The sequence below is a fragment of the Ruegeria atlantica genome (assembly GCF_013032505.1).
Taxonomy (GTDB): Bacteria; Pseudomonadota; Alphaproteobacteria; order Rhodobacterales; family Rhodobacteraceae; genus Ruegeria; species Ruegeria atlantica_F.
This window is the reverse complement of record NZ_WQCG01000003.1, coordinates 18,371-38,874: the sequence shown is the minus strand read 5'-3', so window position 1 is coordinate 38,874 and position 20,504 is coordinate 18,371. Positions and strand designations below refer to the sequence as shown.

19 protein-coding genes are annotated in these 20,504 nt (G+C 57.8%); 9 read left to right on the top strand and 10 right to left on the bottom strand.

Annotated elements, in window-relative coordinates:
• Positions 1-52: 52 nt before the first annotated feature.
• The gene (locus GOW92_RS11810) at positions 53-340 is read right to left on the bottom strand and encodes a BufA1 family periplasmic bufferin-type metallophore (RefSeq protein WP_170560820.1); all 288 of its coding nucleotides are present in this window, start codon (positions 338-340) and stop codon (positions 53-55) included.
• A 221-nt stretch (positions 341-561) separates the two neighbouring features.
• Positions 562-2,520, bottom strand: a complete 1,959-nt coding sequence (thrS, locus tag GOW92_RS11805; RefSeq protein WP_170560819.1) for a threonine--tRNA ligase — start codon at positions 2,518-2,520, stop codon at positions 562-564.
• A gap of 195 nt (positions 2,521-2,715) precedes the next feature.
• Between thrS and GOW92_RS11800 the strand changes: the two genes are divergently transcribed.
• The 5 genes from GOW92_RS11800 to GOW92_RS11780 all read left to right on the top strand — a co-directional run bounded on the left by GOW92_RS11800 (position 2,716) and on the right by GOW92_RS11780 (position 6,318).
• Positions 2,716-3,465 carry an alpha/beta fold hydrolase gene (locus GOW92_RS11800; protein ID WP_170561500.1) on the top strand — a complete coding sequence of 250 codons (750 nt, stop codon included), beginning with the start codon at positions 2,716-2,718 and terminating at the stop codon, positions 3,463-3,465.
• Positions 3,462-4,454: an alpha/beta hydrolase gene (locus tag GOW92_RS11795; protein ID WP_174822504.1), complete on the top strand. Its 993-nt coding sequence runs from the start codon at positions 3,462-3,464 to the stop codon at positions 4,452-4,454. Before GOW92_RS11800 ends, GOW92_RS11795 begins: the two co-directional genes overlap by 4 nt.
• Before the next feature lie 2 nt (positions 4,455-4,456).
• Positions 4,457-4,885, top strand: coding sequence for a VOC family protein (locus GOW92_RS11790; RefSeq protein ID WP_170561496.1), 429 nt, complete (start codon positions 4,457-4,459; stop codon positions 4,883-4,885).
• Between the two features lie 17 nt (positions 4,886-4,902).
• A complete protein-coding gene (locus GOW92_RS11785; protein WP_170561494.1) occupies positions 4,903-5,517 on the top strand; it encodes a hypothetical protein in 615 nt (204 codons plus the stop codon).
• 84 nt (positions 5,518-5,601) lie between these two features.
• Positions 5,602-6,318 (top strand): alpha/beta fold hydrolase, encoded by a 717-nt coding sequence (locus tag GOW92_RS11780; protein WP_170560818.1) that lies wholly within the window; start codon positions 5,602-5,604, stop codon positions 6,316-6,318.
• Here the strand turns inward: GOW92_RS11780 and GOW92_RS11775 are convergent.
• Both GOW92_RS11775 and phaZ read right to left on the bottom strand, forming a co-directional pair.
• Complete coding sequence (locus GOW92_RS11775; RefSeq protein WP_170560817.1) at positions 6,309-6,893, bottom strand: DUF6151 family protein; 585 nt, start codon at positions 6,891-6,893, stop codon at positions 6,309-6,311. The two genes, GOW92_RS11780 and GOW92_RS11775, sit on opposite strands and share 10 nt — an antisense overlap.
• A 5-nt stretch (positions 6,894-6,898) precedes the next feature.
• A complete protein-coding gene (gene phaZ / locus GOW92_RS11770; RefSeq protein ID WP_170560816.1) occupies positions 6,899-8,170 on the bottom strand; it encodes a polyhydroxyalkanoate depolymerase in 1,272 nt (423 codons plus the stop codon).
• Between the two features lie 110 nt (positions 8,171-8,280).
• Between phaZ and GOW92_RS11765 the strand changes: the two genes are divergently transcribed.
• The 4 genes from GOW92_RS11765 (at position 8,281) to GOW92_RS11750 (ending at position 12,122) form a co-directional block, all read left to right on the top strand.
• On the top strand, positions 8,281-10,083 hold the full coding sequence (locus GOW92_RS11765) for a PHA/PHB synthase family protein (protein WP_170560815.1): 1,803 nt from the start codon (positions 8,281-8,283) through the stop codon (positions 10,081-10,083).
• Between the two features lie 132 nt (positions 10,084-10,215).
• Entirely contained in the window at positions 10,216-10,662 is a 447-nt protein-coding gene (locus tag GOW92_RS11760) for a phasin family protein (RefSeq protein WP_170560792.1), read from the top strand.
• Positions 10,663-10,797: 135 nt separating this feature from the next.
• Positions 10,798-11,352 carry a polyhydroxyalkanoate synthesis repressor PhaR gene (gene phaR, locus GOW92_RS11755; protein WP_170560814.1) on the top strand — a complete coding sequence of 185 codons (555 nt, stop codon included), beginning with the start codon at positions 10,798-10,800 and terminating at the stop codon, positions 11,350-11,352.
• A gap of 8 nt (positions 11,353-11,360) precedes the next feature.
• Entirely contained in the window at positions 11,361-12,122 is a 762-nt protein-coding gene (locus GOW92_RS11750) for a trypsin-like serine peptidase (RefSeq protein ID WP_254453017.1), read from the top strand.
• Positions 12,123-12,126: 4 nt separating this feature from the next.
• Here the strand turns inward: GOW92_RS11750 and GOW92_RS11745 are convergent, their stop codons facing one another.
• From GOW92_RS11745 to GOW92_RS11720, 6 genes are all read right to left on the bottom strand, one after another.
• The gene (locus GOW92_RS11745) at positions 12,127-13,341 is read right to left on the bottom strand and encodes a DegT/DnrJ/EryC1/StrS family aminotransferase (protein ID WP_170560813.1); all 1,215 of its coding nucleotides are present in this window, start codon (positions 13,339-13,341) and stop codon (positions 12,127-12,129) included.
• A 111-nt stretch (positions 13,342-13,452) separates the two neighbouring features.
• A complete protein-coding gene (locus tag GOW92_RS11740) occupies positions 13,453-14,757 on the bottom strand; it encodes an NAD(P)/FAD-dependent oxidoreductase (protein ID WP_170560812.1) in 1,305 nt (434 codons plus the stop codon).
• Between the two features lie 8 nt (positions 14,758-14,765).
• Positions 14,766-16,124, bottom strand: a complete 1,359-nt coding sequence (locus GOW92_RS11735) for a glutamine synthetase family protein (protein ID WP_170560811.1) — start codon at positions 16,122-16,124, stop codon at positions 14,766-14,768.
• Complete coding sequence (locus tag GOW92_RS11730) at positions 16,124-16,804, bottom strand: type 1 glutamine amidotransferase (RefSeq protein ID WP_170560810.1); 681 nt, start codon at positions 16,802-16,804, stop codon at positions 16,124-16,126. The genes GOW92_RS11735 and GOW92_RS11730 overlap by 1 nt, the downstream gene beginning before the upstream one ends.
• A 59-nt stretch (positions 16,805-16,863) precedes the next feature.
• Positions 16,864-18,183: a glutamine synthetase family protein gene (locus GOW92_RS11725; protein WP_170560809.1), complete on the bottom strand. Its 1,320-nt coding sequence runs from the start codon at positions 18,181-18,183 to the stop codon at positions 16,864-16,866.
• Between the two features lie 131 nt (positions 18,184-18,314).
• On the bottom strand, positions 18,315-20,501 hold the full coding sequence (locus GOW92_RS11720) for a xanthine dehydrogenase family protein molybdopterin-binding subunit (protein WP_170560808.1): 2,187 nt from the start codon (positions 20,499-20,501) through the stop codon (positions 18,315-18,317).
• Positions 20,502-20,504: the final 3 nt, after the last annotated feature.

Sequence of the window (20,504 nt, the reverse complement as noted above, 5' to 3'; positions counted from 1 at the left end):
CGAAAAGAGGCGGGCGATAGGGCCCGCCCCTCCGAGTCTCAGATGCTTGGGCTTATGCCGGCAGGTCGCGCTCCAGCGGCTCCAGCGAACCTTTACGGTTATCCGGCAGTTCGATATCGGCGCAGGTGCCCGCGTCGACTAAGGTCCAGGCGTTGCCCTGGTAGTCAACGGTTGAGGTGCCGGCGCAGGTTGTGCCGGGGCCTGCGGCACAGTCGTTCTGACCGGCCTTAGACACGCCATAGCATTTCTCTTTGGCTTGTGCGGTAGCGGTTGTCGCTGCACCAGAAACGGCTGCGGCAACTGCGGTTGCGATAACCAGGGTTTTTGCTGTGTTCGACATCTCGGTAATCCCTTTTGATGACTGCGTATGTCTTCTTGTGACAATGACAAAGTAGTAGCTTAATCGGGGCAGGTGAATTCACGAGCCCGTGTCTCACAACCCCGTCAAAGAGCGTAATGCCCCCTTGAAGGTTAACAGACTGTTTTTGAAATGAAAAATGGAAAATGTTTCAATCCGGCCCCGAAAATGGGGCCGGACTTCGGGCGATTTGTCGCCGAATGTTACAGAAGGTCGGGTGGGGTCGCGGCCAAAGACAGCTCTTTTGTTACAGCCTCAAGCGATTGAACCTGCGTCTGTTTTTCACCGAGCCGGCGCACACTTACGGTACGTTCGTCTACTTCGCGATGACCCACGGCCAAAATGACCGGAACCTTGCCGACCGAATGTTCGCGGACTTTGTAGTTGATCTTCTCGTTACGGATATCCGCCTCAGCGCGCACGCCTGCAGCTTTGAGTGTCTCAACCACTTCCAGCACATAATCATCCGCCTCTGACGTAATTGAGGCAACCACGACCTGACGCGGTGCCAGCCAGAACGGCAGCTTGCCAGCGTGCTCTTCGATCAGGATACCGATGAAGCGTTCGAACGAGCCCAGGGTCGCCCGGTGCAGCATGAACGGACGGTGCTTCGCACCATCGGCACCGATAAAGCTGGCGTCCAGACGCTCGGGAAGGTTGGGGTCAACCTGCAGGGTGCCGCACTGCCAGTCCCGGCCGATTGCGTCGGTCAGGGTAAACTCCAGCTTTGGACCATAGAATGCGCCTTCACCTTCGAGAGTCTCGTAGTCATACCCAGCAGCTTTGCAGGCATCTCCCAGAGCTTTTTCGACCAGATCCCAGCTTTCGTCCGACCCGATGCGTTTCTCTGGACGGGTGGAAAGCTTGATGGTCCAATTGTGGAAACCCAAATCTGCATAGACCTTGGACAGAAAGGCAATAAACTTCGCGGTCTCGGATTCGATCTGTTCCTCTGCACAGAAGATGTGGCCATCGTCCTGAGTAAAGCCGCGTACCCGCATGATCCCGTGCAGGGCACCCGAGGGTTCATAGCGGTTACAAGAACCGAATTCCGCCATGCGCAGGGGCAGGTCGCGATAGGACTTCAGGCCCTGATTGAACACCTGCACGTGGCAGGGGCAGTTCATCGGCTTCAGTGCGTTGATCGCCTTTTCGCGAGCATGCTCCTCGTCCACTTCGACGATGAACATGTTCTCTTGGTACTTGTCCCAATGGCCGGAGGCTTCCCACAATTTGCGGTCGACGACTTGAGGGGTGTTCACCTCGACATAGCCGTCCCGCTCCTGCATGCGACGCATATAGTCCTGCAGCGTGGTGTAGATTTTCCAGCCGTTCGGATGCCAGAAGATCTGACCAGGGGCCTCTTCCTGCATGTGGAACAGGTCCATTTCCTTGCCCAGCTTTCGGTGGTCGCGCTTGGCGGCCTCTTCCAGCATATGCAGGTGCGCTTTCAGCTTTTCCTTGCCGGTGAAAGCCACGCCATAAATACGCTGCAGCATCGCACGCGAACTGTCGCCACGCCAATAGGCGCCAGCAATGCTCATCAGCTTGAAGGCGTCGCCCGGCAGTTGGCCGGTGTGTTGCAGGTGCGGACCGCGGCACAGATCCTGCCAGTGGCCGTGCCAGTACATCCGCAGCGGTTCATCACCTGGAATGGACTCGATCAGCTCGACCTTGTAGGGCTCGTTATTGGCCTTGTAGAACTCGATCGCCCGCTGACGATCCCAGATCTCAGTGGTGACAGGATCACGCTTGTTGATGATCTCTTTCATCTTTTTTTCGATGAGGCCGAGATCTTCAGGCGTAAACGGTTCCTCTCGGTCGAAATCATAATACCAGCCGTTGTCGATAACGGGGCCGATGGTGACCTTGGTTGCGGGCCAGATTTCCTGAACCGCGCGCGCCATCACATGGGCTAGATCGTGACGGATCAGTTCGTTGGCTTGTTCCTCATCCTTCATGGTGTGGATGGCGATCTGCGCGTCAGAATCGATGGGCCACTGCAGGTCCCAGTGCTGGCCGTTCACCGTGGCTGAAATCGCCTTTTTGGCCAATGAAGTCGAAATATCGGCAGCGACCTGCGCGGGCGTCACGCCTGCGTCAAAGGATCGGGAATTGCCGTCGGGAAAAGTAAGGGAGACTGACTGTGAGTCCAGGGCCATATCGGCTCTCCTCGTCGGTTTGGCGCCCACTGAACGCCCGGTTGCGGGTTATGTTTGTTCGATCCATTTGGCAGGTGCAGCATGACCTGTCAAGCGCGGAACTGTACCCGACCTGACGCAGCGAGAGGTCGAAATTCGGCAATTGCGGCCCGCAGACAGCCGTGCATGATGATCGGCAAAGAGAAAGAGGGCGACATGGCAGCGACGGATTTTCTGAGCACCGCGCAGGGGCGGCGGTTGGCGTATCACAAGAGTGAGGGCACTGGGCCGACCATTGTGTTTCTCGGCGGGCTCAAGTCTGACATGGAGGGTACCAAGGCCGTCCATCTTGAGGCCTGGGCCAAGGCGCGTGGTCAGGCGTTCCTGCGGTTCGACTATTCCGGCCACGGCGAAAGTTCTGGCAAGTTCGAAGGCGGCTGCATCGGTGACTGGCATGAGGATACCTTGGCGGCCGTGGAGGAACTGACTTTGGGGCCGCTGCTTGTTGTCGGATCGTCGATGGGCGGCTGGCAGGCGCTTTTGCTGGCAAAAGCGATACCGGATCGGATTGCGGGCATGGTTACAATCGCCGCGGCCCCGGATTTTACCGAGGATGGGTATTGGGCATCATTCACTGACACGCAAAAACAGGTGTTGGAGACTGAAGGCTATGTCGAGTTACCCTCGGACTATATGGAGCCCTACATCATCACAAAGCGTATGATCGAGGATGGAAGACAACAGCTGGTTTTGCGGGATGGAATGAACCTTCCTTTTCCGGTTCGTTTTCTGCAGGGGACTGCAGATACGGCGGTTTCCAGTGCGACCGCAATGCGTCTATTGGACCACGCCACGGGACCTGACATGCGCCTGCTTTTGGTCAAGGACGCTGACCACAGGTTTTCGGACGGGCCATGCCTTGAGATCATCGAAAACGCCGTGCTTGAAGTGATGGGCGTGCAATGATCCAGGCATTCGGCAAAATTATAGGTCGTTTTCTTCTAGTGCTGGTTGCGGCTGGCGCTTTGATCTATTGGTTCGGCCCCCGCGAAGAGGTGAACCTGAATCCGACATTTGAACCCCGCAAGTTTGGCGAAGGGGTGCAGGTCTATTTCGAAAGCGTAGAGTCCACTTTCGATGACATTACTCCGGGTGTTGAGAAACGGGTTATCTGGCACGACGGGTTCAAAGAACAGCGCACGCCGGTTTCCATCCTGTATGTGCACGGGTTTTCCGCCTCGTCCGAAGAAATTCGCCCGGTCCCCGATATGGTCGCAGAGGCTTTGGGGGCCAATCTGGTCTACACCCGCTTGCAGGGCCATGGGCGCGGTGGGGATGCAATGGCCGACGGCACCGCCTCGGGGTGGATGCAGGATATGGCCGAAGGGCTGGCCGCCGCTCGGGCAGTGGGCGGTCAGGTTGTCGTGATTTCAACCTCGACCGGAGGAACATTGGCTGCAGCAGCGGCTTTGGACGACGCGCTGATGGAAAACGTTGCGGGGCTGGTCTTTGTCTCTCCGAATTTCGGTGTGAACACGCCTGGTGCCTGGATACCCGGCCTTCCATGGGCGCGCAGCTGGCTGCCATTGATCATGGGAGAAGAACGGGACGTCTCTGGCCCGGACCCGGAAAAGAACAAGTACTGGTCGTCGGTCTATCCGTGGGAAGCAGTTGTGCCTATGACCGCTTTGGTCGAGACGGTTTATGCCCTGGACTTCTCGCAGGCGCGTGTCCCGGCGCTGTTCTGGTTCTCTGACGATGATCAGGTTGTGCGCCCGGACCTGACCCACAAGGTGGCCGAAGCTTGGGGCGGGCCTGCAAGTGTTCAGACGGTTACGATGGGGCCGGGGGATGACCCATCATCCCATGTCATTGCGGGGCGCTTGATGTCTCCGGGACAGACCGATGCCGCGGTGGCTGGAATTCTGACATGGCTGAAGGAGCAGGGGATCTAATGATGGAACAGCGCGTCAGCTTAATAACAGTCGGAGTGGAAGACCCAGAAGCCGCAGCCGTGTTTTATGAAAAGATCGGCTGGCAACGTGTCGAGAGCCCGGATGGTGTGATTGCCTTTGACTTGATCGGGCAGACCTTGGGGCTTTACCCATTGCCTGCGCTGGCCGATGAGATTGGTGTCGATGTCGGCACCTTGGGTAGCGGAGCACTTACGCTCAGCTATAATTGCCGGTCGAAAGAAGAGGTCGCGCAGGTCCTGAGCAAGGTCGAAGACGCCGGCGCCGAGGTTTTGAAATCTGCGTCTGACGTGTTCTGGGGTGGGCATCACGGTTATTTCCGCGCGCCCGAGGGCACGATCTGGGAGGTGGCATTCAACCCATTCTCGCCACTGGCCTCGGATGGTGCGTTTCGTTGGAACGGATACCGGTGATGCGCAAGCCGGGCAGCATGTGGAGCCTTGAAACCCTTGGCCGCGTGCGCCTGTCCAAGCACTTTTTTATGCGGGATTTTCTTTATTCCGAGATCGGAAATTTCCATGAAAAACAAAATCTTCCCGACAATCCCGATCTTGCCATAGAGACTGGTCGGGCCTTTTGCCAGACGTTGCTGGACCCGTTAGAGGAAACGTTCGGACGTGTTGCCGTGCGCTCGGGCTACCGGTCGCCGTCTCTAAACCAATTTGGCAATGAAAACCGGCTGAACTGTGCTCGAAATGATAATCCGCTGGAGTGCCACATATGGGATTGGGGTACCGGCGATTATCGGGTTGCTGGGGCGTCGATTGTCATTCCTTGGTTCGCGGATCGTTATGCGGAAGGCCGGGATTGGCGCGATCTTGCGTGGTGGATGCACGACCATCTGGAGTATTCGGAGATTTGGTTCTTTCCAAAGCTCTGCGCCTTCAATCTGGTGTGGCGACCAATTCCCCTTCAGCGTATCGACAGCTACATCGGCCCGCGCGGGTGCCTGTTGCGTGCGGGCGAAAACCCGGACGAAGACCCGAAAACCCGCCAGAGGCGCTATGCGGACTTTCCCAAGTTTCGCGGGATTGCCTATCCGTGAAGTTTAACTTGCCGACGCTGATAAAACCTCTCATCCTGCTATAAAACGAAGCCGCCGAAGAAGCTGAGATGAAGGAGGCCGCGATTGATCGAGCCGCTGGTTCTATTGCCTGGATTGATGTGCGATTCCAGGGTGTTTGCCCCACAGATCGCCTACTTTTCCCGTCAACGCGCGGTCACGGTTGCACCGGTCACGTTGGGCGAGCGGATAGAAGAGATCGCATCAGGCCTTTTGGATCAGTTGCCACATCGTTTCGCGCTTGCGGGATTTAGTATGGGTGGCGTGGTGGCGCTGGAGCTCATTCGCCGAGCGCCCGATCGGGTATCGCGCTTGTGCCTGATATCCACAGATGCGCAGGCCGACACACCTCAGATCGCGGCGGCAAGAGAAGAGCACATGGTCGGTGCCAAGGCCGGACGGCTAGAGGAGGTTATGCGTAAAATTCTTGGGTCAGACACGCTGGCCCCGGGGCCAAAGCGCGTTCCCATTCTGAATGACGTGACAGCGATGGCATTGGATCAGGGGGCAGGTGTTTTTGAACGTCAAATGCGTGCTTTGCAGCGGCGTCCGGATCAGCAAGGTGCGCTGAGGATGATCAAGGTTCCCACATTGGTGTTGTGTGGGGCGCACGACCTTTTGACGCCGACGCGAAAACACGCTTTCATGGCAGATCTGATCCCGGACGCCGAACTCAAAGTGGTTGAGGACGCGGGGCATCTGCCGACGCTGGAAACCCCTCAGGTCGTCAATGAGGCAATTGAAAACTGGCTAAGCACGCCGGTAAAGGCCACTTACGGGTAAAGCGCTGCGCGCTCGGACTTGCTGAGGATCACGGGCTCGGCAACAGGCGAAGATGTGGCACGGTCGAAGAACGGTGTGTTTTTCCAACTGCCCGACATACGTGATTTCGCAACACGTGTCAGCAGCCCGTAAACAGCGGCCCCGATTTTCTGATGGGTCTGTTTGCCGTTACCTTTGGGTATGAAACCGCGCGTCGTGATCGGGCCCAGACCGCTTGGGTCGGGGATGCGTTTGACGATAAAGCCTGCAAACGGGAATTTGGGTGTCTGCGGTGTGGTCGCCAGCGGGGCGTTGCAGCAACTGGCATACCACCGCAACATCCCCTTTGGGCTTAGCTGCATCAGGGCAAGATGCTCTAAGCCACCGTCAAAAACGATCTCTTCCGGTAGCATCTGCAGAATCTCAACGGGGCCGGGGGCGGGGTCTGGCTGCCCGAAATACAATTGGGCTGCGCGGCAATCATGACAGTAGCAGACGACATGCGTGCCATGTCTCACGCCTGCGGCGGTGATCCGCCCGTGCAGGGAACCGCAAGAGCAGGAAAATGGGGTATCTTTCGCCACTTTCCTACCCATCAATCTTACGCCACTTTGTTTTTGTTTGCGGCGCGGCGCTGTGGTTTGCGCGCATTTGCATTCATGAAATCAATCACAAGCGGCCGGATGTTGTCCCTCCAGCTGCGACCCGCGAAAATACCGTAGTGACCCGCGCCGGGTTCAACATGGCTTGCCTTTTTCGCATCCGGCAGACCGGTGCACAGGTCCAGCGCGGCAATGCATTGGCCGGGTGCGGAGATATCGTCGTTTGCACCTTCGACCGATTTGACCGCAACATCCGTGATTTTGCCTATATCGACCTTGTGACCTGCAACAACGAACTCATTGCGGGCAATCTCGCGGTTTTTGAACACGCGCTCGACCGTGGAAAGATAAAACTCGGCGGTCATATCCATGACGGCCAGATATTCATCGTAGAACCGGTTGTGCGCATCGTGATCGGACGCCTCGCCGCGCATCACGCGCTGGATCTGATCCGAGAACGCTTTGGAGTGGCGGTCACCATTCATCGACATGAACGACGCCAGCTGCAGCAGGCCGGGGTAAACCATGCGGCCGACGCCCTTATATTTGAAGCCAACGCGCTGGATCATGGTTTCTTCCAGTTGGCCCATGGTCACGCGGCGGCCGAAATCGGTCACATCGGTCGGGGTGGCATCAGGATCAACCGGCCCACCAATCAGGGTCAGCGTGCTTGGCTGGGCCTTAGGTTCAACCTCGGCCAGATAGGCCGTTGCGGCAAGGGTTAACGGGGCAGGCTGGCATACGGCGACGACATGCGTATCCGGGCCCAGCTCCTTCATAAAATCGACAAGGTACAGCGTGTAATCCTCGACATCGAACTTGCCTTCGGAAACGGGGATATCACGCGCATTATGCCAGTCGGTTACGTAAACTTCACAATTGACCAGCAGGCTTTTCACGGTCGAACGCAACAAAGTCGCGTAGTGCCCGGACATTGGTGCCACCAGCAGCACCTTACGGGGTTGTTCTTCGCGTCCATTGACGCGAATATGGATCAGGTCGCCAAATGGGCGCTCCATTACGGGAACAATATCAACAAGGTGGTCTTTGCCATCCTCACACGTAAACGTTCGAATGCCCCAGTCCGGCTTTGCGATCATGCGCTGAAAAGTGCGCTCGGTCACTTCGCCCCATGCAGCCATCATGCTGAACGCCGGGTTGGGGATCATGGAAAACAGCGGGTAAGACGCCATCGCGCTGGCTGTTGCCCCCATCCATTGGTTCGTATTGCGCATGGTTTCCATCAGATCGTAGGTCATCATGTAGCGCATTTAGGGGGCCTCCTGGCTGCCGGTGTGAGTGTCGGACCATTCGTCGCTTTGCTCCCCAGGCCCACGACGATTATTCTGCATAGCAGCGAGGTTAGGGGGGAATTGTTAAAATGACAACAACTGAACACCAGACACCGGAACTCACCCCGGAACGCCTTGAGAGACTTAAGGAAAATATGGATCGGGTCGAGGAGCTTTCCAAACGCCTTATTGAGGCGATGTCAGGAAAGAAGGGTCATAACCCGGCTTTGGACGGTCCGAATCAAGACCTTTATGCAAAGGCAGCATCGGCGTATTGGGCTGAGGCTATGCAGAACCCCGCCAAGCTGTTGGAGCAGCAGATTGAGTTCTGGGGTCAGTCTGTTCTGAACTTCGCCGAGGCGCAGCAGGCGCTGGTAGGTGGTGAGGCGGACGACGCTGCGTCCGCCCCCCGGGACAAGCGGTTTTCCAACCCTCTGTGGGACACCAATCCGTATTTCAAATTTATTCGCCAGCAATACGAGACCAACGCGCAGGCAATCTCGCAAGCCGTGGCTTCGGTTGACGACCTGGATGTGAAGGATAAGCAGCGGCTGGCGTTCTTCTCGCAGCAGATCATCGACATGATGTCGCCGACGAACTTTCTGGCGACCAATCCCGATGCGCTGGAAAAGGCGGTCGAAACGGAAGGCCAGTCACTGATCCAGGGGTTGGAAAACCTCGTGGCCGATCTTGAGGCCAATGACGGTGAGATGGTGGTGAAGTTGGCCGATGACAGCGCCTTTGAGGTTGGCGGCAATATCGCGACAACGCCCGGCGATGTGATCTATCGCAACCGGCTGATGGAGCTGATCCAGTACAAACCGGCGACCGAGACGGTGCACGAAACACCGCTGGTGCTGTTCCCGCCCTGGATCAACAAGTTCTACATTCTGGACCTCAAGGCGCAGAACAGCCTGATCAAATGGGTGACCGAGCAGGGCTATACCCTGTTCGTGGTCAGCTGGGTGAACGCCAATGAATCTCACGCCGATATCGGTATGGAGGATTATATCCAGGAAGGGTTCCTGACCGCGATCGAAGAGGTCAAGGCGATCTGCAAGGTCAAGCAGGTCAATGCGGTCGGCTATTGCATCGCGGGCACCACGCTCAGCTTGACGCTGTCGCTACTCAAGCAGCGCGGCGACAAGTCGATCAAATCGGCTACGTTCTTCACGGCCCTGACCGACTTTGGCGACCAGGGAGAGTTCACGCCCTTTCTGCAGAACGACTTTGTGGATGGGATCGAGGATCAGATCTCGGAGGACGGCGTTCTAAAAGCGTGGATCATCGGGCGCACGATGTCATTTCTGCGCTCCAAGGATCTGATCTACGGGCCTGCGATCCGCAGTTACATGATGGGCGAAACGCCGCCCGCGTTTGATCTGCTGTTTTGGAACGGGGACGGGGCCAATCTGCCCGGCCGCATGGCGGTGCAGTACCTGCGCGGCCTTTGCCAGCGCAATGACTTCGTCACCGACGGGTTCGAGCTGCTGGGGCACAAGCTGCATGTGCACGACGTGGACGTTCCCCTAATGGCGATCACCTGCGAGACGGATCACATCGCGGCGTGGAAGGCGTGCTATCGCGGGGTGCAACAGATGGGGTCGCGATCGAAGACGTTTATCGTCTCGGAATCGGGGCATATTGCGGGCATCGTGAACCCGCCTAGCAAGAAGAAATACGGCCACTACACCAACACCGATCTGAAGGCGGATCCCGAAACCTGGTTGAAAGAGGCCACGTATCACGAAGGGTCCTGGTGGCCCCGGTGGGAAGCCTGGTTGAAGAAGCGGTCGGGTAAACAGGTGCCCGCGCGAGCGACCGGCGATTCGGCCCATCCTGCCCTGGCTCCGGCGCCGGGGACCTATGTGCGGGTCAAGGCAAGTATTTGATTTTAATGCATCCCGTAGAATTATTCTGCAGTGCAGCAAGAAAAATCTTGCAATGCTGCGCTGCGGCAACCATATTGTCCTCAAGCTGATGAAAGCCGGGGTGGGCCCGGTTCGGCAAAAGGATTTAAGACAATGGCAAAGACGCAAGATTTCACCGCGACCCTGAAAGACGTTATGGGCGCGTTCCCTGTTGACACCGCCGCTCTGGAAGGTGCTTTCAAGTCGACCGCGACGCTGAACGAAAAGCTGTCGGGTGTTGCACTGGAAGCGGCTGAAAAGTCGGCTGAGATCTCGAACAAATGGACCAAGGACACCCTGGCCAAGCTGACCGAGATGTCGAAAGCCAAGGCAGAGCCTGCTGACTACGCCAAGGCAGCAACCGACTTCGCCAGCGCATCGGCTGAAGTTGCAGCTGAAAACATGGCGGCCTTCGCTGAGATCGCGAAAAAAGTTCAGTCCGAAACCGTTGAGCTGCTGATGGCGGCTGGCAAAGACGCAGCCGAAGACGCAACCGCGGCCGTCAAAAAAGCCACCAACGACGTGACTGCAGCTGCCAAGAAAGCTGCTGCTGCCAAGTAAGCAAACGCCGCGAGGCGCACCCACTCCTCCCAATCGGTGCTATCGCGCTGGGCAGGTCGAAAGACCTGCCCTTTCTTTTTGTGCTGCGCTCGCATAATCTCTGCTGCAATGCATCATCCTTGGGGAGGGTAAACGGTGTCGGAACAAGAAAAACCACTGTTGATCAAACGTTATGCCAGCCGTCGGCTGTATAACACCGAGACCAGCGACTACGTCACGCTTGAAGACATCGCGTCATTTATTCGGGACGGGCGCGAAGTGCAGATCATTGACCTAAAGTCAGGTGATGATCTGACGCGGCAATATCTGCTGCAAATTATTGCTGAACACGAAAGCCGCGGCGAAAACGTGCTGCCGGTCAATGTGCTGAACGATCTGGTGCGCAGCTACATGTTGCCGGGTGGCGGTGTGATGCCGCAATTCCTGCAGAGTTCGTTCGAAATGTTGCGCGAAAATCAGAACAAGATGATGGAAAACATGAACGCGATGAACCCGATGTCTCAGATGCCGGGATTCGATGCGTTGCAAGCGCAGCAGCAGGCGTTCCTTAAAGCTATGACAGGTGGTCTTTCCAGCGGCTGGTCCGGTCCTGACAAAGACGACGATGCTAAGCCCGAGTCCAATGAAGATCTGGACGACATAAAAAAGCAGTTGGCCGATTTACAGCAAAAGCTGTCCAAGCTGAACTGACACGATAGATGATGCGCTGGTTGATCCTGAGTATCACGCTACTTTGGATGCATCCCGCGCTGTCGCAGGGCGTTTTCTCAGACAAGTGGTCTCAGATATGTACGCTGGGGACGCAGTCGGATGTCGGCTGTGAAACTATTCGTGCACGCGAGATACTTGCTGCCGATCAGCCCCCTTGGCGCGCAATTGGGCGTGTCAATTTCGCCAGTCGGAGTCAAAAGTCTCATTGCACCGGTGTTCTTGTTTCAGACAGCCTTGTCCTGACCGCCGCGCATTGTCTTTTCAATACACCGCGTCAGCGATGGATTCCGCCCGCAAGCATCCGCTTTGCCGCTGGCTATCAGCGCGGAGAAGCCGCTGCAGTTTCAGACGTAAAAGGATATCAGGTCCATCCCGAACAGGGCATTGAGGGCCGGTTTGTTGACAGCGCTGGATTGGATTGGGCCATTCTGGAACTCAGCGAGCCAATAGGGCGACAGGTTGGCTTTCTGCCCCTGGCGGATGATGGCGCGGCTGGTGCATTTGTTGCGGGCTATCCCGGTATCCGCCCCCATGTGCTGAGCAGAACAAAGACCTGTCAGCCGCGCCGCCATTCAAGCGGTGTTCTATTGGCGGCTTGTCCTGTCATGATGGGGGATTCCGGCGCGCCTCTGTTGGCCGAGACGGAAACCGGTTTGCAAGTTGTGGGAACCTTGTCCCGCGTGGCTGCGACCCCTAATGGGGTCACAGCGCTGTTTCTGCCGATCGATCTTTTCGGGCTTGGGCCTTAGTCGTTCAGGTTCCGTAGATCGGAACGGGGCCTGTGACCTCGCCCACAGACGCCAGCAAGATATCCGCGATCACGTCCAGCTCGTCTTTTGTTAGCCGGACCGGCAGCCGGACGTCGCAGGCTTTCATGAGCATTGCACGGGTTTTCGGCAGTTCGAATTTTTCCGGCAGGAATTGCCAGTTCCAGAACGCGCGCGCATTGTCCTGACTCAGGCCAAAGACCTGAACCTTGACACCTCGGGCCTCGGCCGCAGCAGCGAAGGCGCGAATTTCGTTGTCGTCCATGCCCACAAGGTTGAACTGAATGGAATCCGGTGCCCGGCGTTCTGGTGCCAGTGGGGCAGGGACGTTGATATGGGGTGATGTATTCAGCCGGTCTGCAACATAGTCGTGGTTGGACAGGCCATCACTCACGCGACGCGCAAGTTCCGGGATTTGTGGCCGGATTACGGCAGCGCTGAGGTTGCTCATCCGCAAGTTATACAGCGGCAATTGGTTCTGCCAGCGGGCAAACGCTTGCTCCAACTCGGGTGAGTTGTCGCCTTGCGGTCCTTTGTGTTTTTTCCAGTTATGTTCGTATGCGCCCGACATGATCACGGCTTGGGCCACCAGATCCGCATCGTCGGTGATCAGAATGCCGCCTTCGCCCGCGTTGATCATCTTGTAGGACTGAAACGAGAAGCAGCCGATCTTACCGATCGTTCCGATATTGCGGCCATGCCAGGTTGTGCCCAGCGAATGAGCCGCGTCTTCGATCACCGGGATGTCGCGCGCGTCGCACAACGTCATGATGGCGTCCATATCTGAGGTGTGGCCGCGCATGTGGCTGATGATCACGGCCTGAACACCGTCCAGCTTGGCCTCGAAATCCGCAATGTCGATGCGATAGTTTTCACCCACTTCGCACAGTACCGGAATGCAGTCCGCATGCACGACCGAGGACGGAACGGCGGCAAACGTAAAGCCTGGGATCAACACCCGCGCGTCCCGCGGCAGGCCGAGGGCCTTGAGCGACAGGAACAGAGCCGCCGAGCAAGAGGATACCGCCAGCGCGTATTTGCTGCCCAGCAGTTCGGCGAATTCGGCCTCAAGCAACGCAACCGGCGCGTCCTGCGGTGCAGTATAGCGAAACAGGTCGCCAGACTGCATCAAAGCGTCGATGGCTTCCTTGGCTGCTGGGGGGATGGGTTCGGCGTCATGAACGTTAGGAGGAAGCGTCATATTTGATTTTCCCAAATTCTATCTTTGGGAAAGTTAAAGCTAAACGAAATGCAAGCCAAGCCCTCATTCGCCCAAAAGGCGAAATTTCACCGATCCTTGAAACCCTAGTAGTCAGAAACCAAGACGATCTCGCAGCGCGTACCACGTCATTGCCAGCGCCAGCAGGGGGCTGCGCAGGGCGGGGCCACCGGGGAAAGGCAGGGCTGGGACGCGAGCCATAGTGTCAAAGCCTTCGGCTTGCCCCTGAATGGCCAGCGCCATCAATTGTCCGGCATGCGTGGCCGTGCCGACGCCGTGCCCCGAATAGCCCGAGGCGGACAGGACATTCGGCGCGGTTCGCGCCAGATACGGCATCCGGCGCATGGTGATCGCCAGTGTTCCGCCCCATGCGTAATCGATTTTAACATCTTGTAAGTGGGGGAATATTTCGGTCATTGGCTTTCGCACCGTCGCGGCAATGTCGCTGGGGAAACGGTAGCCATAGCTTTCGCCACCACCAAACAGCAACCGCCCATCGGCGCTGAGGCGGAAATAGTTCACGACGAACTTGGTGTCGGCTACGGCGACGTCGCGGGTCAGAACACACGCGGCATCCGCGCCCAACGGTTCGGTCGCAGCGATGAAATTGTTGATAGGCATGACCTTTGCGGCCACTTTGCGGTTCAGATCACCGAGGTATCCGTTGCAGGCCAGAATAACGTGGTCAGCCGTTACCGAGCCCTGTGAGGTTCGCACCACTGCCGGGGCGGTTTCTTCGACGCCCAAAACCTCGGTGCCTTCAAAGATCCGCACGCCTGCGTTTGCCGCAGCTTGAGCCAGACCCAGCGCAAAATTCAAAGGGTGCAGATGCGCGGCACCCATATCCAGATATCCCCCACGATATGTGGGCGAGGGGCACAGCGCATGGCCTGCGTCTTCGTTCAGAACCTCTATCTGATCATAGTTGTAGCGATCCGACAGGTGCTCAGCGTGGTCATGAAGCTCTTGCTGCTCACCGCTGCTGAGCCCCAGAACAGCCACGCCTGGTTTCAGGTCACAGTCGATCTGATGTTTCGCGATCAGGGATTTGACCAGATCCTTGGCGTCCTCGGCCAGATCCCACAGTTTGGCGGCATCGTCGTTACCGACCAGACGCTCAAGGTCTTCCTGATCCATCCGCTGCGCGCTGCCCAACTGACCGCCGTTGCGGCCAGAGGCCCCAAACCCCACGCGATGTGCTTCAAGCAGGACAACGTCGAACCCGGCCTCGGCCAGATGCAATGCAGCGGACAAGCCGGTATAGCCGCCGCCCACGATGCAAACATCGGCTTTCCCATCGCTAGTCAGCGCCGGGAACCGGTCGATCGGATTAGCTGTCGCAGCGTACCAGCTGGCCGGGTACTCGGCCTTGCGGTCGTTGGAATAAAGCAGATTCATCGCACGCCTCAGACGTTCATCAGCAGATGCTCGCGCTCCCACGGAGAGATGACCTGCAGGAATTCCTCGTACTCGGCGCGTTTTACGATGCCATAAACGCGGGCGAATTCGGGACCCAGAACCTCGTGCAGGGCGGCGGCCTCATCAAACAGGTCCAGCGCGTTGCCCATAACCTGTGGGATGTCACCTTCGCCCTCATAGGCATCGCCGTAGAACTGGCGACGAGGGCGTTCTTGCCGGGTCAGGCCCAAATAGCCACAAGCGAGGGAAAGCGCGATGCCCAGATACGGGTTGCAATCCATCCCGGCAATCCGGTTTTCCACGCGGCGCGCCTCGGGGCCGGACAGGGGAACGCGAATACCGGTGGTACGGTTGTCGCGCGCCCATTCCAGATTGATAGGTGCGGCGTGGTCTTTCACGTAACGACGGTAAGAATTCACGTAAGGCGCCATCACTGCCAGACCTGCCGGCAGGTGGTTCTGCAACCCGGCAATGAAGTTGTAGAACGCGTCCGTTTCACCGCCTTGAGGGCCCGAGAAGATGTTCTGCCCTGTCTCTATATCGATGATCGAGTGGTGGATATGCATGGCCGAGCCAGGCTCATCCTCGATCGGTTTTGCCATGAAGGTAGCAAAGCAGTTGTGGCGCAGCGCGGCCTCGCGGATCAGGCGTTTGAAGTAGAATACTTCGTCGGCCAGCTTGACGGGGTCGCCGTGGCGCAGATTGATCTCTAACTGACCTGCGCCGCCTTCTTGTGTGATGCCGTCGATTTCGAACCCCTGATGTTCGGCGAAATCATAAATGTCGTCGATCACCGGCCCGAATTCATCTACCGCGGTCATCGAATAGGCCTGCCGCGCGGCCGCCGGACGGCCCGAACGGCCCATCATGGGTTTGATCCCATGCGCCGGGTCGACGTTTGGCGCGACCAGAAAGAACTCCATCTCAGGCGCGACGATCGGGTCCCAACCTTTGTCGTGGTACAGCTGCACCACGCGTTTCAGCACGTTGCGCGGGCTAAACGGGATCGGCTCACCATCGCGGTCATAAGCGTCGTGGATAACCTGTAGCGTCCAATCGCCGGTCCAGGGCGCTGCCGAGGCCGTCGAAAAGTCAGGCTTCAGGATCATGTCCCGTTCGATAAAGCCGTCATCGCCTGCCGCTTCGCCCCAGTCGCCGGTGATGGTCTGATAAAAGATACTGTCGGGCAGGTGAAAATACGTTTGCCGCGCGAACTTGCTGGCTGGCACAGCTTTGCCCCGCGCAATGCCCGGCAAATCCGAGATGATGCATTCGACTTCATCCAGCCTTTGACCGGTGATATAGGTTCTTGCTGCTTCTGGCAGCTGGTCTTTCCAGTCGGCCATCAGGCCCTCTCTTTCTTCAGAAATTCAGCCATTTGACGCCCGATTGTCGCGTTGTCATCTGGGCCGGGCAGGCGGTTAGCGGCAGCTTCCATCAGCGTATCGGGAACAACACCCTTACCGCGCGTTTCCATCAGGCCCTGAATAAAGGCATCGCCGTATTCTGGGTGGGCCTGCACGGTCCAGATGTTGTCGCCGTAGCTGACCATCGCATTGCGGCAAAAGTCGTTGGTTCCGGTCACACGTGCCCCTTCGGGCAGTTCAACCACCTGATCCTGATGCCAGGCATTTAAGGTGACGGTTTCGCCTTCGAAATCGTAATCAGTGCGCCCGACGGACCAACCGCCGTTGAATTTTTCAACCTTGCCCCCTAGCGCCTGTGCGATGATCTGGTGGCCAAAGCAAACGCCTATCAGGGGGCGACCGGTTTGTTGAATGGCGCGGATCAACTCCTCAAGCGGTGGGATCCAAGCATGATCCTCATACGCGCCATGGCGCGAGCCCGTGATGATCCAGCCATCGGCCTGAAAAGCATCTTTGGGGAAGCAACCGTCAACAACGGCGAAGGTTTCGTATGTAAATCCGTTGCCGTCCAGCAGCGCGGCAAACATCGCGTCGTATTCGCTAAACTGGTCCTGAAGTTCGTCAGGAGGATGGCCGGTCAGGAGGATGCCGATTTTCATGGGTCACCAAATTTGATCAAATTTATTCTAGCCCAGCGAATGCGGGCGGGCAAGGGGGCTCATACGGCTTCGATGTAACTCAGCCAATGGGTTTCGGATGGACGCTCAGAGAACCGTTTGATTTCTTGACGCTTGGTCATGGCGAAATAGCGGATCAGGTCAGCTGGAAAGATACGCGCGACGCTTGCGTCTGTTTCGAAGGCCGCGATTGCCTGTGCCCAGTCGGCAGCCAAGTGTGGCAGCCCGCCGATCTCGTAGGCATTTCCTGAAATCGGGGCGGGCGGTTCCGTCTGATCCTGAATACCGTTCATGGCGGCCCCCAATACAGCGGCCAGCATCAGATAAGGGTTAATGTCCCCACCGGCGACGCGATGCTCGATCCGTCGCGCAGCCGGAGCGCCACCGGGAATGCGCACAGCAGCAGTGCGGTTTTCATACGCCCAACTTGCACCGGTTGGGGCGTGCGCGCCCGGAACTAGGCGTGTGTAAGAGTTTCCATGCGGTGCAAAGACAAGCGTGCAACCGGGCATCGCAGTCAGGCATCCGGCAACGGCCCAGCGCAGCAAATCGGTGCCTTCGGGGCCGCCATTGTCGAAAACGTTGCGTCCCTGTTGATCCACGACCGAGAAATGCACATGCATCCCGTTGCCAGCGTCATCGGCATAGGGTTTCGCCATGAAGGTGGCGGTGAACCCGTGTTTGCGGGCAAGACCACGCGCCAAGGTCTTGAAAAGCCATGTATCATCGGCGCAGCGCATAGCGTCTTGGTGGTTCAGGTTGATTTCGAACTGCCCGACTCCGCTTTCTGAGATAGCGGTTTGTGCGGGAATTCCCATCGCGGCGCACCCATCATAGAGATCGGTAAAGAACGCATCGAAGGCATCCATTTCGGCCATCGACAAAACTGCTTCATCCTGCAACCGCCGCTGGGTCACAGGGTTTATTGGCGGTTGCGGATGCGCGCCCGAGGTGTCCAACAAGGTGAATTCCAGTTCGGTCGCCGCTACGACCGACCATCCGCGCTGGGCATAGCGATCTACGACAGACGCAAGCGCATGCCTCGGGTCCCCAGCAAACGGGGTGCCTTCGTCGTCATGCAGGCACATGGGGACAAGGGCGGTTTCTGTTGCCAGCCAAGGCACATGCACCGGACCGCGATCTGTCGGAAGCAAGACGCCATCTGCGTCGCCGGATTCGAAGACCAGCGGGCTGCCATCAATATCTGCGCCCCATAGATCAACATTCAGCGCAGAAAACGGCATGCGCAGCGTGCCTTTGTCCAGCTTGTCAGCATAAGAGGGCGGCACTCGCTTGCCCCGCATCTGACCATTCAGGTCACATGCAGCAACGCGAAAATTGTGCAGGGCGCTCAGATCCATCGGAGACTCCATTACTCTGGCTACCCGAGGTTTAATAGAGGCACGGCCTGTTGTCACGAAATTTGATCAAATTTCTAATCGCAAAGAAAAACCCCGCGCCAATTCGGTGGAAATGGCGCGGGGTGATGCGTTTAAACGAAGCTGACGCCGTTCTCGGCCATCGGATGTGCGGCCACATGAATGCCAGACATCGTGTTTATCGCATTGGCCAGCGCCGGGGCAGACGGAGGAGTCCCGGGCTCACCCACACCGGTTGGTGCTTCGGCGGACGGCACGATGTGTACGTCGATTGCGGCGATATCACCGATCCGCAGCGGCTCGTAGTCCGGGAAGTTGAACTGATCCACGGCCCCATCGGTCAGCGTGATCTGGTCTCGCATGACGTGACCAATGCCGTAACCGATACCGCCTTCCATCTGGGCGCGTACCACGTCAGGGTTCACGGCAATCCCGCAATCTACCGCACAGGTGACCTTTTCGATCTTAATCCCGTTCTCCGGATCGCCCGAGATTTCGACGACTTCAGCCGCATAAGACCCAAAAGACTTATGCACCGCGATACCCTGTGCCCGACCTGCCGGAGCTTTGCCCCAACCTGCCTTTTCGGCGGCCAGTTTCAGGACACCCGCTTTGCGGACCTGATCCGGATCGCTGGTATCGGCCAGATAGGCCAGCCGGAATTCCACCGGATCACGCCCAGCGGCCTTTGCCGCAAGATCCATCATCACTTCCATCGCATAGGCCGTGTGAGTGTGCCCCACGGAACGCCACCACAGAACCGAGGTTGCCTTGGGGGTATCAGTCAGGCCGACAGCCATACCGGGGATAGCGTAGGGGCTGTCACCGATCCCCTCAACCGAGCTGTGGTCGACTCCGTCTTGGACTGAGAAGGATTCGAACGGTGTCCCTTTCATGATCGACTGACCCGCAACCTGATGCTGCCATCCCACGATGTTTCCATCGGCATCGAGGCCAACACGCGCTTTGTGACCAAAGGCCGGGCGATAATAGCCGCTGCGGATGTCATCCTCACGCGTCCAGACCAGCTTGACCGGGCGCGAGCGGTCGGTGACGACAAAGGCCAACGCTGCCTCGACCTGATAGTCCGCATCTGGTGTTGCGCGGCGTCCGAATGAACCGCCTGCCAGCATCGTTTTGATCTGGATTTTCTCGGGCGGCAGCTGGAAGATCTGCTGATAGGCCATGTGCGGGCCAGTCGGCATTTGCGCTCCGTCATGCAGGACAATGGTGCCGTCTGCAGTCTGTTCGATGGTGCAGTTCAGTGGTTCCATCGGGGCATGTGCCAGCAGAGGGAAGTAGAAGGTCTTCTCAATAACCTTGTCCGCCCCTTCAATGGCCGCAGACACCGCCGCCGCGTCTGCCTTATTCACGTTATAGGTGGGCTCAGCATCCAGAGCGGCCATGATCTCGGCCTTAATCTGGTCCGAGTCGCGGGTTTCAGCCGCTGACATGTCCCAGTCGACTTCAAGCGCGTCGCGTGCCTGAATGGCGGCCCAGGTGTTTTCGGCATAAACCGCGACCCCTGCCTGATTGGGAAGAACTGCAGCACTGATGTATCCTTTGACCTCTTTCGACGCGCTGTCGTCAAAGCCGTTGGCGATACCGCCTTTCGCTTCAGGCCGCTTGATCATGGCGACCATCTGGTTCGGCAGGTGGACGTCCATCGCGTACATCGCCTGACCGTTGCCTTTGATGGCCGAGTCCTTACGGCGCACCGTTTCATTGCCAATCAGACGGAATTCTGACGGGTCTTTAAGGCGCGGCTCGGCCGGTGCTTCGAGTTGAGCGGCAGCGGCAACAAACTCAGCGATTGGCGCCGACTTATCGCCCGCTTTAACGATGCCTTCCTCTATCGTGATGCCCGATGCGTCGACACCCCAACTTTGCGCCGCGGCATTGATCAGCATTTCGCGCGCGGCCGCACCAGCCTGACGGTATTGCATCCACGAGTTCGCCATTGCAGTCGAGCCACCGGTGCCTTGGAAGGGGCCGAACAACAGGTTGTTGTAGACCTGCGGGTTGGACGGGGCGAATTCGTATTCGATCTGGTCCATGGTCAGGCCGATTTCCTCTGCGATCAGCGTCGGCAGGCCGGTTGCCGGACCTTGGCCCTTTTCAAAGTGTTTTACGACGGCTGTTACAGTGCCATCTGCATCGATCTTTACGAATGGATTGAATTGAGCGGTCTCTGACGAAGCAGCCGCCAGCGCCCCATCAGGGCGTGCGCCAACCAACAGGACGGCACCGGCAGCAGCGGCACCTTTCAGAAATCCACGGCGGGAGGTGTTGATGGTCATGGA